Annotated in this window: 17 protein-coding genes; 14 read left to right on the forward strand and 3 right to left on the reverse strand. The window is 61.9% G+C overall.

The window, feature by feature from the left end; all coding sequences use genetic code 11:
* Positions 1-95: 95 nt before the first annotated feature.
* Positions 96-329, forward strand: coding sequence for a hypothetical protein (locus tag H281_RS0130130; protein WP_020070439.1), 234 nt, complete (start codon positions 96-98; stop codon positions 327-329).
* 298 nt (positions 330-627) lie between these two features.
* Here the strand turns inward: H281_RS0130130 and H281_RS0130135 are convergent, their stop codons facing one another.
* Both H281_RS0130135 and H281_RS0130145 read right to left on the reverse strand, forming a co-directional pair.
* Positions 628-1395, reverse strand: coding sequence for an SDR family NAD(P)-dependent oxidoreductase (locus tag H281_RS0130135; RefSeq protein WP_020070844.1), 768 nt, complete (start codon positions 1393-1395; stop codon positions 628-630).
* A 237-nt stretch (positions 1396-1632) separates the two neighbouring features.
* Positions 1633-2427: an alpha/beta fold hydrolase gene (locus tag H281_RS0130145; protein WP_020070846.1), complete on the reverse strand. Its 795-nt coding sequence runs from the start codon at positions 2425-2427 to the stop codon at positions 1633-1635.
* 114 nt (positions 2428-2541) lie between these two features.
* Here H281_RS0130145 and H281_RS0130150 point away from each other — a divergent pair, with 114 nt between their 5' ends.
* From H281_RS0130150 to H281_RS0130195, 10 genes are all read left to right on the forward strand, one after another.
* Positions 2542-3450, forward strand: a complete 909-nt coding sequence (locus H281_RS0130150) for a LysR family transcriptional regulator (RefSeq protein ID WP_020070847.1) — start codon at positions 2542-2544, stop codon at positions 3448-3450.
* Between the two features lie 228 nt (positions 3451-3678).
* Positions 3679-4644 (forward strand): AraC family transcriptional regulator, encoded by a 966-nt coding sequence (locus H281_RS0130155; protein WP_123282723.1) that lies wholly within the window; start codon positions 3679-3681, stop codon positions 4642-4644.
* Positions 4645-4832: 188 nt separating this feature from the next.
* Positions 4833-5369, forward strand: a complete 537-nt coding sequence (locus H281_RS0130160; protein WP_020070849.1) for a carboxymuconolactone decarboxylase family protein — start codon at positions 4833-4835, stop codon at positions 5367-5369.
* Between the two features lie 47 nt (positions 5370-5416).
* Positions 5417-6241 carry an isocitrate lyase/PEP mutase family protein gene (locus H281_RS0130165; protein WP_020070850.1) on the forward strand — a complete coding sequence of 275 codons (825 nt, stop codon included), beginning with the start codon at positions 5417-5419 and terminating at the stop codon, positions 6239-6241.
* A 40-nt stretch (positions 6242-6281) separates the two neighbouring features.
* Positions 6282-6674: a RidA family protein gene (locus H281_RS0130170; RefSeq protein ID WP_020070851.1), complete on the forward strand. Its 393-nt coding sequence runs from the start codon at positions 6282-6284 to the stop codon at positions 6672-6674.
* 266 nt (positions 6675-6940) lie between these two features.
* On the forward strand, positions 6941-7792 hold the full coding sequence (locus H281_RS0130175; RefSeq protein ID WP_020070852.1) for an ABC transporter substrate-binding protein: 852 nt from the start codon (positions 6941-6943) through the stop codon (positions 7790-7792).
* Positions 7793-7805: 13 nt separating this feature from the next.
* Entirely contained in the window at positions 7806-8522 is a 717-nt protein-coding gene (locus H281_RS0130180; RefSeq protein ID WP_020070853.1) for an amino acid ABC transporter permease, read from the forward strand.
* A gap of 10 nt (positions 8523-8532) precedes the next feature.
* Positions 8533-9177, forward strand: coding sequence for an amino acid ABC transporter permease (locus tag H281_RS0130185; RefSeq protein WP_020070854.1), 645 nt, complete (start codon positions 8533-8535; stop codon positions 9175-9177).
* A complete protein-coding gene (locus H281_RS0130190; protein ID WP_020070855.1) occupies positions 9174-9926 on the forward strand; it encodes an amino acid ABC transporter ATP-binding protein in 753 nt (250 codons plus the stop codon). Before H281_RS0130185 ends, H281_RS0130190 begins: the two co-directional genes overlap by 4 nt.
* Before the next feature lie 11 nt (positions 9927-9937).
* Positions 9938-10687 (forward strand): IclR family transcriptional regulator, encoded by a 750-nt coding sequence (locus tag H281_RS0130195; RefSeq protein WP_020070856.1) that lies wholly within the window; start codon positions 9938-9940, stop codon positions 10685-10687.
* 110 nt (positions 10688-10797) lie between these two features.
* Here H281_RS0130195 and H281_RS0130200 read toward each other — a convergent pair whose 3' ends face one another.
* A complete protein-coding gene (locus H281_RS0130200) occupies positions 10798-12258 on the reverse strand; it encodes an efflux transporter outer membrane subunit (protein ID WP_020070857.1) in 1461 nt (486 codons plus the stop codon).
* Between the two features lie 76 nt (positions 12259-12334).
* On the opposite strand from H281_RS0130200, the gene H281_RS0130205 reads away from it, so the two are divergent.
* The 3 genes from H281_RS0130205 (at position 12335) to H281_RS0130215 (ending at position 17288) form a co-directional block, all read left to right on the forward strand.
* On the forward strand, positions 12335-12955 hold the full coding sequence (locus H281_RS0130205) for a TetR/AcrR family transcriptional regulator (RefSeq protein WP_020070858.1): 621 nt from the start codon (positions 12335-12337) through the stop codon (positions 12953-12955).
* An 83-nt stretch (positions 12956-13038) separates the two neighbouring features.
* Positions 13039-14154: an efflux RND transporter periplasmic adaptor subunit gene (locus tag H281_RS0130210; protein ID WP_020070859.1), complete on the forward strand. Its 1116-nt coding sequence runs from the start codon at positions 13039-13041 to the stop codon at positions 14152-14154.
* Complete coding sequence (locus H281_RS0130215; protein ID WP_020070860.1) at positions 14151-17288, forward strand: efflux RND transporter permease subunit; 3138 nt, start codon at positions 14151-14153, stop codon at positions 17286-17288. The genes H281_RS0130210 and H281_RS0130215 overlap by 4 nt, the downstream gene beginning before the upstream one ends.
* The last annotated feature ends 24 nt before the right edge of the window (positions 17289-17312 follow it).

The following is a 17312-nucleotide window of genomic DNA, read 5'->3' on the forward strand; positions in this document are numbered from 1 at the left end:
GGATGCCGTTCGATCCCGTCGAGGTGCGCTCTCCCCGCTTGCACGTCGAACCACACTCGTTAAACCGAAACTGAAACAGCTCCAGGAGACCTATCATGACCTCACTGACCATCAAAGATATCGCCCATACCGAAGAACTGTCCGCCAAGGCCTTGTCCGCTGTACGCGGCGGCAGCAACTACAACTTCGGCAACGCCAATGTTGCCTATGGCGGCGGCTTCGCCAGCCCGGGCGTCGTAGTCGCACCCGTCACGCAGACTGACACGTACACGAAAGTCGAGATCCCCACGATCCAGAATTTCGGCGGCCTGCAGCTTGCCAAGGCGTGAGTCCACGGATCGGGAGTCGTAATCCCGGATCGCATGACGGATGCTTTACAGTGTCTGACAGCTTCATACAAGGGAAGCGCAGTGGCAAGACCAGGCGGTTGGTCCAGCCATTGTAGTTCGTCATCCTTCCGAATTCTCGGGACTTGTCACCGAGGTTCGGATCTAAGAGCCCGCCGGCCACTCCGCCCGGCGGGATTTTTTCGCGCGCTTTCAGTCAGCACGCGTTGGCACTCTTACCCGTTCGACGCTTTCCGAAATGCACGTGGCATTCGGATAGCACTCAGCTTGGCAGCCCGGTTCAGGCAATCCATCCACCGTCGACAGTCAGGCTCTCGCCGGTCGTATAGCCTGCTTCCGGGCTGGCAAGATAAGCTACGGCCGCCGCGATTTCCGCCGGCTTGCCGAAACGGCCCACGCTTGCGAGCTTCGTCATGGTTGCGTGATCTTCAGTGCCGGGCTGCGGAGCGAGTTCTGTGTCGATCGGACCAGGCTGCACCGCGTTCACGGTCACGCCGTACTTGCCGACTTCGCGGGACAACCCGCGAGTGAAGCCTCTGAGAGCGAACTTCGACGCTATGTACAGCGTCACGCCAGGTAGCGGAGCGGCTTCGCCGAAGGCCGAGCCCACGTTGATAATGCGTCCCCAGCCCGCCGCCACCATTCGTGCCGCCGCGTCTTTTGCCAGCTCAATCGGCGCACGAACATTCAGGTTGAAGTGCGTGTCGTACGACGTTTCGGAAGACTCGAGAAACGGTCCATACTCGACCGTGCCTGCGTTATTGACGAGGATGTCGAGCCGCCCCTCAAAGCGGCCACCGAACGCACCGTCCAACGAATCGATCAGTGTTTTGACGCCTTCCGGCTCCGACAGGTTGGCGCCCACAGCTTCAGCCTCGCCGCCGGCATCGCGGATCTCCTTGACGACGGCTTCGGCCCGCGCCTGACTTGCCGCATAGTGAACGATCACCGATGCGCCGTCATGCGCAAGACGTGCCGCAATGGCTGCGCCGATTCCGCGCGAAGCGCCCGTAACGAGGGCGAGCTTGCCTTTCAGAGCTTGGGTCATGGTTTTCCTCAACAGATAGGTTTGGAAGCGATCCTCTCGCCTGGACGGCCGAAAGGTACTGCTGCATGAGAGCCAATGATTTCGTGCATTGGTTGATGCGTATCCTCCGCTCGCGCGACCTCACGCGGAAGTAGCGGGCCGGGAATAGCTCCTATTCCTGCTGCGAGGGAAAGACAGCGAGCGCCGACGCCTTCGTGGTCGTCGTGATGCTGTTCCCGTCAATCGTCGTCGACACGGTCACACGACAAGCTCATCTACGACTGCCTTAACGAATCCGGCAATGATTTGCGCGACCTCTCCTGGAGCTTCCAGAGGCGACAAATGCCCGGTTGCGGGGATGACCTGCATGGCCGCATGAGGAATGCGGGGAAGCAGTTCAGCCTGCAACGTTGCGATGCGATCGACCTGGTCAAGTTCGCCCGAAATGACAACCGTCGGCACGTTGATCGACGCTACTTCTTTTGTAATGTCTTCGCTCATCGCGACGTTGGGCCATGCCGCCTTGGCCTGCGGCGCGCCTCTCAGGCTATCGTCAATCACCTGTGCCCGGAGTTCCTCATCAATTGTCCTGGACGTGAGCACATGATCGATTACGAACTCGACTGACTCACGGGATTGATACGCGCCTGCCAAAGTTGCACGCGCCTCTTCGGTAAGCAAGGTCGGAGACGGAGGCGACGGCGCAACGAGGACCAGACCTATCAGCCCGGCTGGCCGTCTGGACGCGATGAGTTGCGCTACCTTGCCGCCCATCGAATGTCCGACCAACACATAACGCTGCAGACCTAACGCCGCAATTACACCCTCGGCGTCGTCGGCAAGGTCTGCGATCCGGTAACCGGTTGCCGGTGCAGAGGAACGGCCCCAGCCGCGATGATCAGGCGCGACGACACGGTACTGATCCGACAAGTCGTCAGCAACCCGATCCCATGTCCGGGATGAGCCGCCGTAGTAATGCAGGAAAACCAGCGTCACGTTGCCACCGCCACGCAGCGACACATGAATCCGCGTGCCGTTCGTTTCGATTTCCATGTTCGAACCTTTTTCTGTTTGGGAATATACGAATCGTAGATTCAAACCCGTAGCTTGATAATTCCCGGTTCCGTACGTACAGTCGATAACGTGATTATCGAATTGGAATGGCGAATGGACCGATTGACCAGTCTTGGTGTTTTCGTTGCCGCCGTGGAGGACGGCAGCTTCGCCGCAGCCGCGAGACGTTTCGGACTATCGGCAGCCATGGCGGGAAAGCATGTCAGTGCGCTGGAGACGGAACTGAACGCGCGGCTGTTTCATCGCACAACGCGCCGCCTGAGTCTTACCGATACGGGGCAGACATACTACGAACGCTGTAAGCGCATTCTCGAGTCTTACGACGAAGCAAACCGCGAGGCAAGTGACTCACAAGTCGCTGCGCGGGGCGTGCTGCGCGTTGCGGCTCCCGTCACTTTTGGCGCGATGCATTTGGGTGCGGTCGTCGGACGCTATCTGGACGATCATCCCGAAGTGAATGTGGAAATACAGCTTGAAGATCGTTATATCGATCTGATCGATGCCGGCGTTGACGTGGCGATCCGTATCGGACGCCTGCGCGACGAGGGTCTTGTGGTGCGGCGTCTCGCGCCTTGCAAAATGGTCGTGTGCGCTTCGCCTGCCTACCTGGAACGACACGGAATGCCGCGGACACCCGATGATCTGCGTCGCGCGCAGCGCCTTGCATTCAGCGAAGCTGTGTCGACAGGTGACTGGACTTTGTTCGACGCAAAGAAACGCGCGCATTTGATCGATGGGCCTTGCAGAATGGCTGCCAACAACACTCAAATGCTGCTCGCCACCGCAGTTGCAGGAACTGGAATCGCGTATGGCCCCACGTTTGTGTTTGGCGAGCATATCCGCCGGGGCGAACTGGTCGCGCTCTTACCGAAATATCATGCTGCTGAACTTGCAATCCAGGCGGTGTACCCGAGCGCGCGGCGCATACCGGAGAAAGTGCGCCGCTTTGTCGATTATCTGGCAGAAGCGTTCGGCGACGAGCCACCTTGGGACCAGCGATGAAGGAATTAGCCCTAAGGCGAGTTTCTCGAAAGGATCGCCGGACTGGTTAGGAAGAGCCGAACCTAAGTCACTACTACCTTGACATCGCTCGGTTACATACGCTGATGCCAGTAGCCGAAAAACGAGCGTTGAATGGCTCGTGCGCGTCGGGTTCAGGCCGCTGCAGTCGTGCGACAATCCGTCATCGCCTTCCAGCTTTGGCCGGCATTGCCGCGTTCTTTCGAACGAATGTCCATCTCAACGCCCTTGTCGTCGTCCGCGCGCATCAGCGCAGCACACCTCGATGAACTCATCGCGCTGCTCGAGATCCGCGTCCTGGGCCTGTCCGAGTGTCTCGTCAGCGAGGGGTTCGTGCTCGAACTCGACGGCAACGAAGCACCCGGGATCCACTACATTCTTTCCGGCAGCGGGCTTCTACACATCGGAGGCGCCGATCCGGTACCCCTTACGCCGCACACGCTGCTGATCGTTCCACCGCGGCATCCGCTGAAGCTCGAGGTGCCCGCAAACCGGGCGGGCATCGCGCCGGTCGTCGTATCCGGCCGCGAGCATAAGCGAGTCGTCGATTCCATCAACCGGTTCCGCGCCGGATCGACTGAGCCCATGACCGTGATGATCTGCGGTTACTTCACAGCGGCTTTCGGCGCCTCGATCAATCTCTTCGAAATGTTCTCGACGCCGATCGTCGAGCAATTCGATCCGTCCGACCGGCTCGACGTCTATCTGCGCACTGCTTTCGAGGAGCTGATGGCACAGGAAATCGGCGCCGGTGCGATGTCGGGCGCGCTGCTCAAGCAGGTGATCGTTGCGCTCGTGCGCCGCTCGCTCAAAACCAGCGCGCTGTGGATGGAACGTTTTGCACTGCTCGGTGACCCCCAGATCGCGCGCGCGTTTGCCGACATGACCGCGAGGCCTTCCGCGCCGCACACGGTCGAAAGTCTTGCGCAGATCGCCTGTCTGAGCCGCTCCGCGTTCATGGCGCGCTTCTCGGCGGCCTTCGGCCAGGCGCCGATGCAGGTGCTTCGCGACATCCGTATGCGCCAGGCCGCCGCCCAGTTGCGCGCCGGGGATCTCGCGCTCGACCAGGTGGCGCACAACGCCGGCTACGCGAGCCGCGGAGCTTTCATACGCGCCTTCCGCGAAATTTATGGCGCGGCGCCCGCCGAGTATCGGGCAACACCTTCCTCATCCTGATCCGCACCGCGCGGATCGACTCGCCCGCTCGACGCCCGAAGCGCTGACTGGCGACCCGCGAGCCGGACTTTTGCGCACATTTGCCGGATCCTGTGCGCGGCGATCGCTCCTAGACTGCTTCTCAATGCAGGAACACCTGTTCCCGCAGCCATCATCCGCAGTTCGAACCGAACCCAAGGAGCAGTACTATGAGCCGCATCGCAATTCCGCAGAATATTCCCGCCGAGTCCAAGGCCGTCGTCGACGCCGTGTCGCGACAACTCAAGCTCACGCCGAACCTCTTCCGCATCATGGCGCAAAGCCCCCAGGCGCTGAACGGGTGGGCCGGCCTGCAGGGCGCGCTCTCCAAAACACTCGACATGAAAACGCGCGATGGCATTGCACTGGCCGTGTCGCAGGTCAACGGCTGCCATTACTGCCTCAGCGCCCACAGCTACGTAGCCACCGAATTTGCCGGCCTTTCCAGTGATGAAGTTCGCCGCAACAGACTCGGGGAGTCGGACGTGCCCCGCGTGGCGGCCGCAGTGGCGTTCGCGCGCAAGCTGATACAAACGAGCGGCAAAGTAGCGACGGGCGACCTCGACGCGGTGCGAGCCGCCGGGTACACCGATGCCAATATCGTCGAGATCATCGCGCTGAGTGCGCAGTTCATGCTGACGAATTTCATCAACAATGTGTTCGACACGGAGATCGACTTCCCGGTGGTCGAAAAGGAAATCGCCTGACGCGTTTGGAAGCCCGCCAGGGCTTCCCCCACTTCCTGGAGTTCGCCATGCCACGCACCACTGCCGAAAAGCGCGCCGCGTTCCGGGCGCTACACGAATCCGGTTGTTTCACGCTGCCGAACCCTTGGGACGCCGGTAGCGCACGTTATCTCGCGAGCCTCGGCTTTCACGCTATCGCGACCACGAGTTCGGGCTATGCATGGTCGACCGGCCGCGCCGACAACCAGGTGAGCCGCGACGACATCCTCGCGCACTTGCGCGCGATGGTCGAAGCCACCGATCTGCCGGTCAATGCAGATTTCGAAAGCGGCTTTGGCGACGATGCGGCCGGCGTTGCCGGGAGCGTGAAACTCGCGGTCGCCACCGGCGTGGCTGGCCTGTCGATCGAAGATGCAACCGGCGATGCCGCCGCGCCTCTGTTGCCGATACAGATCGCCGTGACGCGGATCGCAGCGGCGCGGCAAGCGATCGACGATAGCGGTGGCGATACGCTGCTGATCGGCCGCGCGGAGAATTTTTTCGTGGGTGTGCCCGACCTGAACGACACGCTCGAGCGTCTGAAAGCTTACGCAGCGGCCGGCGCGGACTGCCTGTACGCCCCGGGTATCCGGACGCGCGAGCAGATCAAGGCCGTCGTAGCGGCGGTCTCGCCCAAACCGGTGAACGTACTGGTTGGCGCGAACTCGCTCCTGACATTGCCGGAACTGGCAGCGCTGGGCGTGCGGCGCGTCAGCGTGGGCGGCGCACTCGCACGGAGCGCCTGGAGCGGCCTCATGCGCTCCGCCCAGGCGCTTTCGGAAGGACGTTTCGACGGCTTCGCAGATGCCCCATCGGGTTCGGAACTCAATGCGCTGTTCGCTGGCGACGCCTGACGCGCGCCATTAACATCGATCTTCACTCAAGGAGAAGCACATGGCTCGCGAAATTGTCCGTGTCGAACCATTGTCCAGCTGGCTCGAGCGTTGGAAGGCACCCACCTCCGTTGCCACGCGTCACGGCGACACGCTTTACGTGTCGGGCTTGCCGCCATTCGATCCGCAGACCGGCGAGGTGCTGGATGCGCCGATCGAACAGCAAACTCGACGCGTGCTGGAGCAACTGAAGCTCTGTGTCGAGACCGGCGGGTCGTCGCTCGACCAGGTGCTCAAGTGCAACGTCTACTGCACATCCGTCGAGATGTTCCCGATCGTCAATGAAATCTATGCAGAGTTCTTTGGCCCGCAGCCACCGGCACGGATCTTCGTGAACGTGCCGGCATGGCCCGGACGTTTCGATATCGAAATAGATTGCATTGCAGCGGTTTGAGCCGTCAGTCGATCTATCTGCCGTAGCGCCCGCTCATGGACAAACGCGCGAACGCGATGGTTAGCTAGCCCGACAAAATTCCAGAAGCAATAAGGGTTCGGGCCGCTTGCGCGGCCCTTTTTAGCGTCCAACACTGGGCCATCAATCCGGCTCGCCAGATAACTGTCCGATATATCGGACAACCTAGTGCTTCGACGGTAAATGTCGCGAACGCGAGGCCACGCTGGGAGCGGTTCTCAGACCAACCCCTCGATCAGGACCTGAACATGAAGCTCGCCACCAAGGGCGCCAAGGCCGCCTTGCTGTTTGCCGCAACCGCTGTGAGCGGACTGCTCGCGCTCTCCGCCTGCACGAAAGTGGCGACGCCCGAGCAGGGTCCAGCGGCGGCGGCGCCTGCATCGACGCTTCAAGCCGTGCTTCAGCGCGGCACGCTGCGCGTCGGCGACTGCCTTACGTTCGCGCCGTTCGGCTTCTACGACAAAGACGGCAATGCGGACGGCTATGACGTCGACCTTGCCAAGGAACTGGCGAAGCAAATGGGCGTGAAGCTCGAAGTCGTGAACACCACTAGCGCGAACCGCATCCCGAACCTGCAGACCGCCAAGGTCGATGTCGTGTTCTGCAACTTCACGCGCAACCTCGAACGCGCGAAGGTCGTCGAATTCACGTCGCCGTACGTTGTCGCGAGCGAAGCGATGCTCGTGAAGAAGAGCAGCGGCATCCAGTCGGCGAAGGACATGAACGGGCGCACTATCGCCACGGTGAAAGGCTCGACCAACGGCGACGAAGTCCGCTCGATGGGCATCCCCGTCAAGATTCAGGAATACGACAGTTCGCAGGCGGCCATTCTCGCCGTCAAGCAGGGCCAGGCCGATGCGATGATCGAGGACAACAACTTCCTTGCGTATCAGGCGAAGCTCGATCCGGAACTGACCGTGACGAACGAAGCACTCGTGCCGCTCGAGTACAACGCGTTCGGCGTGAAAGCCGGCGACCAGGCGTGGCTCAACTATCTGAACCTGTTCCTGTTCAACATCAATGCATCGAAGCTGAATGCGCAGTTGTACAAGAAGTGGTTCGGCGTCGATCCGAGATATCCGCTCAATCCGCAGTTCTGAAGCGGAGGCGCAGATGAACTATCAATGGCTGACGCTATGGGGCTACGTCCCCGAGTTTCTGAAGGCCGGCTGGCTGACCTTGCAGGTCACATTGCTGTCGTTCGTGCTGGCGCTCGCGCTCGGTCTGATCGCGGCGCTTGCCAGCATGTCGCCGTCGGCCATCGTGCGGTTCATCGCGAGAGCTTACGTCGAAGCCATTCGCAATACGCCGGTGCTGCTGCAGATTTTCATCGTGTTCTTCGGCTTGCCGTCGATGGGTATCGCGCTCGATGCATATTGGGCCGGTGTCATCGCGCTGGGCGTGAACGTGGGAGCGTATCTGTCGGAAGTGTTTCGCGCGGGCATGCAATCGGTGCCGCGCGGACAGATTGAAGCAGCCGGCATTCTTGGGCTGGAACGCGGGCAGATCTTCAAGGAGATCGTGATGCCGCAGGCGGCGCGTGCGGTGTATCCGGCCATCGTCAATTATCTGATTCAGTTGTTGCTCGGCACTTCGCTGTTGTCGGCAATTGCGTTGCCCGAACTCACCGGCACCGCAACCGTCATTAATTCGCGCACGCTCCTGTACGTGCAGACGTTTGCGGTCGTGCTCGTCGCGTATCTAGTGCTGAGCAATGTGCTGTCTTGGATCGCCAGTCAACTCGGCGCACGCATGTTTCATCCGCCGCTCATCGTGAGGCCGGGTGCGCGTTGGGCCGGCTTCACGCTGCGTCGTGCGAATCGTGCATGAGGATTGAGTCATGTCACTCGAACTGCTGAAAAACAGTCTGTCAATTCTGCTGCAAGGTCTCGTGACGACGCTGCTCCTATCGATCGCGGCGATCGTCGGGAGCACGCTCATCGGCCTGCTCGCTGCGGTGTTGCGTTCGTTCGGGCCGTGGGGCACGGACCGGATCGCGAAGCTCTATACGGAGTTGTTTCGCGGTACGCCCGTACTCATCACGCTGATGTTCATCTACTTCGGCGTCTCGTACTTCGGCTATGCAATCGATGTCTTTGCCGCGGGCGTGATCGGATTGAGCGTGTATCAGGGCGCGTATATCGCGGAAGTTTTTCGCGCGGGCATTGAGTCAGTGCCGAAGGGACAGTGGGAAGTCTCGCAGATTCTCGGCTTATCGCGCATACAGACCTTCGCCTCGGTCGTGTTACCGCAGACCGGACGCATCGTGTTGCCGCCGCTCGTCGGGCAATATTTGTCCCTCATCAAGGATACGTCGATCGTCAGCATGATCGGCATGTCCGAACTGATGCACGGTGGCCAGGCGATCGTGGACCGCGTCGGCAAGCCGGTCGAGATTTACGGACTCGTCGCGCTGATCTATTTCGTCGTGTGCTTCCCGCTTTCGCAATGGGTGCGCCATCATGACCGCCGGAGACTTACGTGAGCGATTCCATTCATAACAAGCCCGTCATTTCGCTGTCGGGCGTGAGCAAGTCATTTGGCGCGACGCGCGTTCTCAACGACATCAATCTCGACGTGCGCGCAGGCGAAGTACTCGTGTTGATCGGCGCATCCGGTTCGGGCAAGAGCACGGTGCTGCGCATCATGGCCGGACTCGAGACCACAGACTCCGGCGAAGTGTGGGTCAACGAAGTGCCCCTGCACGATCCGAAGCGCGCGCGAGAAATTCGCGGCCACGTCGGCATGGTGTTTCAGCAATTCAACTTGTTCCCGCATAAGACCGCGCTCGGCAATGTCACCCTTGCGCTGATCAAGGCGCGCGGCATGTCGCCCGCCGATGCCCGCAAACGCGCAATGGATTCGCTCGACCGCGTGGGCCTCGCGGATCGCGCATCGCATTATCCCAGCCAGTTGTCGGGCGGACAGCAGCAGCGTGTCGCGATTGCGCGGGCACTTGCGGTCGAACCCGGCATCATGTTCTTCGATGAAGCCACATCCGCACTCGATCCCGAACTCGTCGGCGAAGTGACGGAAGTGATGCGCGGCCTCGCGCGCGACGGCATGACGATGGTCGTCGTGACGCATGAAATGGGCTTCGCGCGCAAGACGGCGGACCGCGTCCTGTTCATGGACAAGGGCGTAATTGCAGAGCAAGGCGATCCGGAGCAAATCTTCGTCAACCCGTCGAACGAACGCACGCGGCAGTTTCTCAGCCGTGTGCTCGATCATTGAAGGATGAACGAATGGCAGTAACGGAATCGTCGCGCGCGCGAGGCGTGGACCGTGTCATCGATATCTTCAGAAAGCTGCATCAGGCGCAGCGGCCCATGACGATGCGCGAGCTGATCGAAGCGACCGGCTCCCCGCGTTCAAGCATCTACGAACTCGTTGCCATTCTCACCGAAGTGGGCTGGCTCGAAACATCGGCGGACGGCAATGTGTTCTTCGGGCGCGAGATGCATTACTACGGCTCGGACTACGCGACGCACAACGACCTCATCAGCCGTGCGCACCAGTCTATTCTCGCCCTCGTTCGCAAGTACGACGAGACCACGCAGTTGTGCATGCTCGAAGGGAACAAGTACTCGGTCGTGTTATCGGAGAACAGTGCGCGGCCGTTCAACATCAGCTCGGATATCGGCGTGCGCGTGCCGATTCCGTGGACCGCGACGGGACGCCTGCTGCTCGGTCACATGAGCGCCGACGCCATCCGCACCCTCATTCCTGCAGATGACTTCGTGCTCGACAACGGTGTGCGCATCGATTTCGATGAATTCATGCGCGATGTGCAGAACGCGAAAGCACTTGGCTATTGCTGCACGGAAGGCCTGTCCAACGCGTTCCGGCTTTGCATGGCCGCGCCCGTTCGCGACCGCGCGGGCATACCGATCGCGGCGCTGTGCTTCATGACGGGCCGCGACACAGATCCCGACCGCCGTCAGTCGATGCTGGAGGATCTACTTCAGTCGGCGCAGGCGCTTTCGCATCGCTGATATGGATGCGCGGCTTCGGCGTATCGGTCAGTTGGAACACGACAACGCGGCGTTCAAGGAGGCTTTTTCCAAACGGAAGTGCCGACTGCAGCCCGCTGGCAGCGGTAGTCCTATCGGCTTGCAACGGCCGCAGGATCGGTAGGTTGCCACCCTCCTCCGAGCGCCTTGAACGCGGCAACCGCTGCGCGTGCCGATTCCGTTTGCGCCTGCACCCGCGCATCCGACGCGCGTAGCAGGTTGTCGTCGGCCTGCAGGACCTCGATCAGGCTCACGACACCTTTTTGGTAGGCCGCAAACGAGGCGGCTCGCGCACGGCCGAGCGAGTTCACACCCTGCGCGAGAACGGCGGCCTGCTCCTCGCGCTTCACAAGTGCAGAGAAAGAATTCTCGACGTCCTCCGTTGCGTGCAATGCGGCAAGCCGATATGCGGCGAGCAACTCGGCGTCCTGTCCTTTGGCTGCATTGATCTGCGCATTGATGCGGCCGAAATCGAACAGACGCCAGCGCAGGCCCAGCACGCCGGCGCCCTGACTGGCGCCGCTACTGAACAGGTTGCCGCTGGCCACCGAGGTGGCGCTCCCAATCAGTCCACTGAGCGACAGCTTGGGGTAATACTCAGCGATTGCCACGCCGATACGCGCGTTCGATGCAGCGAGGCGCCGCTCGGCCACGATCAGATCGGGGCGACGCCTGAGCAACTCGCCTGGCGATCCGGTGTCTGCGATTCGCGGAGCGGCCGGGATATCGCCGCCTTCGAGGAGTTCCGCCCAATGCGTGCCGGGCTGTGCACCCAGCATCACGTCCAGCGCGTTCATGGCCGCATCGAGACCGGCCTCCAGCACCGGGATGGATGCCTTCACCTGCGCCAGCGCGCCTTCTGCCTGGCTCACCTGAAGATCGGCCGCGAGCCCCTTTCCGTACAAAAGGTTGATGGTCGAGAGCAAATCCTGCTGCGTCTGCAACTGCTTGCGGGCCACCTGCAGACGAGCCTGCAATCCGCGAATCGTGATGTAGATATCGGCAGTCTGTGCTGCCACAGCGAGGCGCGTGGCCGCTTCGCCCGCCTCTGAAGCCTGATAGTCGGCAAGTGCCGCTTCCCGCCCGCGGCGCAGGCCGCCAAACACATCCAGTTCCCAGCTCGCGCTGAGATTGGCTTCGTAGTCGTTGCCGTAGCGATCGAATCCGGGCGTTGAATTCAGCACACGTCCCAGCGGAGTTTCAACCGACTGGTAGACCCGGGCCGCCTGGCCGCTGACATTGCCAGAAGGCAGCAGCGCCGCATTCGCTGCCCCGAGTCCCGCGCGCGCCTGCGAGACGCGCGCGGCGGCTTGCGCGAGGTCCAGGTTCTGCTCCAGCGCGAGCGTAATGAATCGTGCAAGTTGCGGATCGCCGAAACCCGTCCACCACGTGATCAAGTCTGCACTCCCGGCTGCCCGGCGGTGATCTACCGCAGCCTGGCCCAGAAAATGGTCCGGCATGGCCACATCAGGCCGGCTATAGTCGGGACCGACAGCGCAGCCCGCCGACAGGCTGGCAGCAATGAGCGCGGCAAGGAGATGTTTGGGTAGCATGAGCGTCTCTGCGTGATTCTGACTGTGACTATAATACCAAATAGTCACTAGTTGTCCATTCCTGTATGCTTAGTCCATGAAAAACACTCCCACGCCTTCCGCAGTTCCCGCGCGCGGCCCGGCTGATCACGAAGTACGGGACCAGATCGTTGCCGCCGCTACCGAGCACTTCAGCCGGTATGGCTACGAGAAAACAACGGTCTCCGACCTTGCCAAGGCAATCGGTTTTTCCAAGGCCTATATCTACAAGTTCTTCGAGTCCAAGCAGGCCATTGGCGAGATGATCTGCATCAACTGCCTGCGCGAAATAGAAAGCGAGGTGCGTGCAGCCGTCGCAGAGACCGATCTGCCGCCTGAGAAGTTACGACGGATCTTCAAAGTCTTTACCGATGCGAGCCTCAGGCTGTTTTTCCGGGACCGCAAGCTCTATGACATCGCAGCGTCGGCCGCCACGGAAAACTGGCAGGCCGTGCAAGCCTATGAAGCGCGTGTTCAGCAGTTGCTCCAGGAAATTCTGCAGGAAGGCAGGCAAAGCGGAGACTTCGAGCGCAAGACACCGTTGGACGAAACCGCGATGGCGATCTACCTGGTATTGCGCCCCTACCTCAACCCGCTGCTGCTGCAATACAACCGCGACACCACCGATGTCGCGCCTGCACAGCTGTCCAGTCTGGTACTGCGAAGTCTGTCGCCCTGATGCGATCGCTAGCTGTGACTCTTGACTTAATTGGTCACTAGAACCAGAATGAAGTCCTTCATCACCTCACCGATGGGACTTTCATGTTCTCGCGTCGCCTCGCCACTTCCGCACTCGCCTGTGCGCTGCCGTTTGCGCTAACGGCCTGCGGCGAAAAAGCACCGTCTGATCCGCGCACCGAGGTGCCGCTGGTGCGCACCGCCATCGTTCAGCGCGCCGTGCCGGCGTCCCGCTCATTCACGGGGACCGTCGCGGCACGCGTGCAAAGCGACCTGGGTTTCCGTGTTTCCGGCAAGGTGCTGGAGAGACGGGTGGACGCCGGCCAAACGGTCAGGCGCGGCCAGCTGCTGATGCGCCTCGACCCCATCGATCTCAAGCTGGCCGCACAGGCCCGGCAGGAGGCGGTCACCGCTGCGCGGGCGCGAGCGCAGCAGACCGCGCAGGACGAGGCGCGATATCGTGACCTGCGCGGCACGGGTGCGATTTCGGCTTCGGCCTACGACCAGGCCAAGGCGGCCGCCGACGCAGCCAAGGCGCAGCTCAGCGCGGCCGAGGCTGACGCCGACGTGGCGCGTAATGCGACGGGCTACGCCGATCTCGTGGCGGACGGCGATGGCGTCGTGATGGAAACGCTGGCCGAACCGGGCCAGGTCGTCAGCGCCGGACAGCCCGTGGTGCGACTGGCCCACGCGGGCCGTCGCGAGGCGGTGATCCAGCTTCCGGAAACTCTGCGTCCCGTCATCGGGTCGGTCGCCCAGGCGGCCCTGTTCGGCGACGGCGGCGCCAGCGTGCCAGCCACGCTGCGCCAGCTCTCGGATACGGCAGATCCGCGTACCCGCACCTTTGAAGCGCGTTATGTGTTGCAGGGTGCGCTGGCCGACGCGCCGCTAGGCGCGACCGTCACGATCGAGATACCGGACACACGCGTGGCGCTCCAGGACGGCATGCAGGTGCCGATCGGCGCGGTGCTCGACGCGGGCAAAGGGTCCGGCGTGTGGGTCGTCAACGGCGAGCCGGCCAAGGTTGCATGGCGGCCGGTGACGGTCCTTCACCTGGGCGACGACAGTGCGCGCGTGTCCGGTAAGTTGGAGCAAGGCGATCGCGTCATTGCCCTCGGTGCCCATTTGCTGCGCGAAGGCGAGCAGGTCCGCGTGTCCGGACAGGCCGTAGCGATGGCGAACGAAGGAGCACGTCCGTGAGCGAAGGCCGATTCAATCTCTCGGCGCTCGCCGTGCGCGAGCGTTCCATCACCCTGTTCCTGATCTGCCTGATCTCGCTGGCCGGGCTCCTGTCGTTCTTCAAGCTGGGCCGCGCCGAAGACCCGGCGTTCACCATCAAGGTGATGACCATCGTCAGTGTATGGCCGGGCGCCACCGCGCAGGAGATGCACGATCAGGTCGCCGAGAAAATCGAAAAGCGCATGCAGGAGTTGCGCTGGTACGACCGCACCGAGACCTACACGCGGCCCGGCCTGGCGTTCACAACGCTGACGTTGCTCGACAGCACACCTCCGTCGGAAGTGCAGGAGGAGTTTTACCAGGCCCGGAAAAAAATCGGCGACGAGGCAGCCAACCTTCCGGCTGGCGTGATCGGCCCGATGGTCAACGACGAATACGCGGATGTCACGTTTGCGCTTTTTGCACTGAAGGCGCGGGGCGAACCGCAACGGCTGCTCGTGCGCGATGGAGAGACGCTGCGCCAGCGGTTGCTCCACGTGCCGGGGGTGAAGAAGGTCAACATCATCGGCGAGCAGGCCGAGCGCATCTACGTCCAGTTCTCGCATGACCGGCTGGCAACGCTCGGCGTCAGCCCGCAGGACGTGTTCGCCGCGCTCAATGGCCAGAACGCGCTGACGCCGGCCGGCTCGGTGGAGACCAAAGGTCCGGAAGTGTTCATTCGCCTCGACGGCGCCTTCGACAACCTGCAGAAGATCCGCGACACGCCGGTCGTCGTGCAGGGCCGCACGCTGAAGTTGTCGGACATTGCCACCGTCGAGCGCGGTTATGAAGATCCGGCGACATTCCTGATCCGCAACAACGGCGAACCCGCGCTGCTGCTCGGCATCGTCATGCGCGACGGCTGGAACGGGCTCGATCTCGGCAAGGCACTGGACAGCGAGGTCGGCGCAATCAACGGCGGGCTGCCGCTGGGCATGAGTCTGACGAAGGTCACCGATCAGGCCGTCAACATTCATTCGGCGGTCGACGAGTTCATGCTCAAGTTTTTCGTCGCCCTGCTAGTGGTCATGTTCGTGAGCTTCGTGAGCATGGGCTGGCGCGCGGGCCTGGTGGTTGCCGCCGCCGTGCCGTTGACGCTGGCCGTCGTGTTCGTGGTGATGGCCGCGACCGGCAAGAACTTCGACCGCATCACCCTGGGGTCCCTGATTCTGGCGTTGGGCCTGCTGGTGGACGACGCGATCATCGCTATTGAAATGATGGTGGTGAAAATGGAGGAAGGCTACAGCCGTGTGGCCGCCTCCGCCTATGCCTGGAGTCATACTGCCGCACCCATGCTGTCGGGCACGCTGGTGACCGCGGTCGGCTTCATGCCCAACGGCTTCGCGAGGTCCACCGCAGGCGAATACACGAGCAACATGTTCTGGATCGTCGGCATAGCGCTGATCGCATCCTGGGTCGTGGCCGTGGTCTTCACGCCCTATCTCGGCGTGAAGATGCTGCCCGACTTCAAAAAGGTCGATGGCGGGCACGACGCAATCTATGACACGCCGCGCTACAACCGCTTCCGTCAGGTGCTCACGCGCGTCATCGCGCGCAAATGGCTGGTCGCCGGTTCGGTCGTTGCCCTCTTCGCCCTGGCCATCCTCGGCATGGGCGTGGTCAAGAAGCAGTTCTTCCCGATCTCCGACCGGCCCGAAGTGCTGGTCGAAGTGCAGATGCCCTACGGCACATCGATTTCACAGACCAGCGCCGCCTCGCAAAAGGTGGAGGCATGGTTGTCCGGACAGAAGGAAGCCAGGATCGTCACGGCTTACGTCGGACAAGGTGCGCCGCGCTTTTTCCTGGCCATGGGACCGGAACTGCCCGACCCGTCGTTCGCGAAAATCGTGATCCGCACGGACAGTCAGGAGGAACGCGATGCATTGAAGGCGCGACTGCGGCGAGCCATCGCCGACGGTCTTGTTCCCGAAGCACGCGTGCGCGTCACGCAACTCGTGTTCGGGCCGTATTCGCCGTTTCCGGTCGCCTATCGGGTCACCGGTCCGGACCCGGACAAGCTGCGTGGAATCGCGGCTGAAGTTGAGCGGGTGATGCAGGCAAGTCCGATGATGCGCACGGTCAATACCGACTGGGGCACGCGCTCACCAGCGTTGCATTTCGTCTTGCAACAGGACCGCTTGCAGGCGGTGGGACTGACGTCCAGCGCCGTCGCACAACAGTTGCAGTTCCTGCTAACCGGCACACCTGTCACTGCGGTGCGTGAAGATATCCGTACCGTGCAGGTGATCGCCCGTTCGGCCGGCGATGTGCGTCTCGACCCTGCCCGGCTCGGCGACTTCACGCTGGCCGGCGCGACCGGGCAGCGTATTCCGCTGTCGCAGGTGGGTAAGGTCGATGTACGCATGGAGGAGCCGATCTCGCGTTGGCGAGACCGCGTGCCGACAATCACGGTACGCGGCGACATTGCCGACAACCTGCAGCCACCGGACGTCTCAACGGCTATCACCACGCAGCTTCAGCCGATCATCGCGAAGCTGCCCAGCGGCTATCGCATCGAGCAGGCGGGCTCCATCGAGGAATCGGCCAAGGCGACGACCGCCATGTTGCCGCTGTTCCCGATCATGCTGGCGATCACGCTGGTCATCATCATCTTTCAGGTGCGTTCGATCTCTGCGATGGTGATGGTGTTCATGACGAGCCCACTCGGCCTGATCGGCGTAGTGCCGACACTGATCCTGTTCGGGCAGCCGTTCGGCATCAACGCACTGGTCGGACTCATTGCGCTCTCGGGCATCCTGATGCGCAACACGCTGATCCTGATCGGGCAGATTCACCAGAACGAAAATGCAGGACTCGATCCGTTCAATGCGGTCGTCGAAGCCACTGTGCAGCGTGCACGCCCAGTGATCCTCACGGCGATGGCGGCGATCCTGGCCTTCATCCCACTCACGCATTCGGTGTTCTGGGGAACCCTCGCTTACACGCTGATCGGCGGCACGTTCGCCGGGACGATTCTCACACTCGTGTTCCTGCCGGCCATGTTCGCGATCTGGTTCAAGATCCGCCCCGGCAGCCCTGCGGGTGCGCACAAGAGCCCGGATCACCTGTCATCGCGTTATGAACCGATAACGCAGGATGCAGTCGACGCGCGTTAAACAACCATCAGTTCACCAAACGGA

Source organism: Paraburkholderia caledonica (assembly GCF_000383275.1).
Taxonomy (GTDB): domain Bacteria; phylum Pseudomonadota; class Gammaproteobacteria; order Burkholderiales; family Burkholderiaceae; genus Paraburkholderia; species Paraburkholderia caledonica.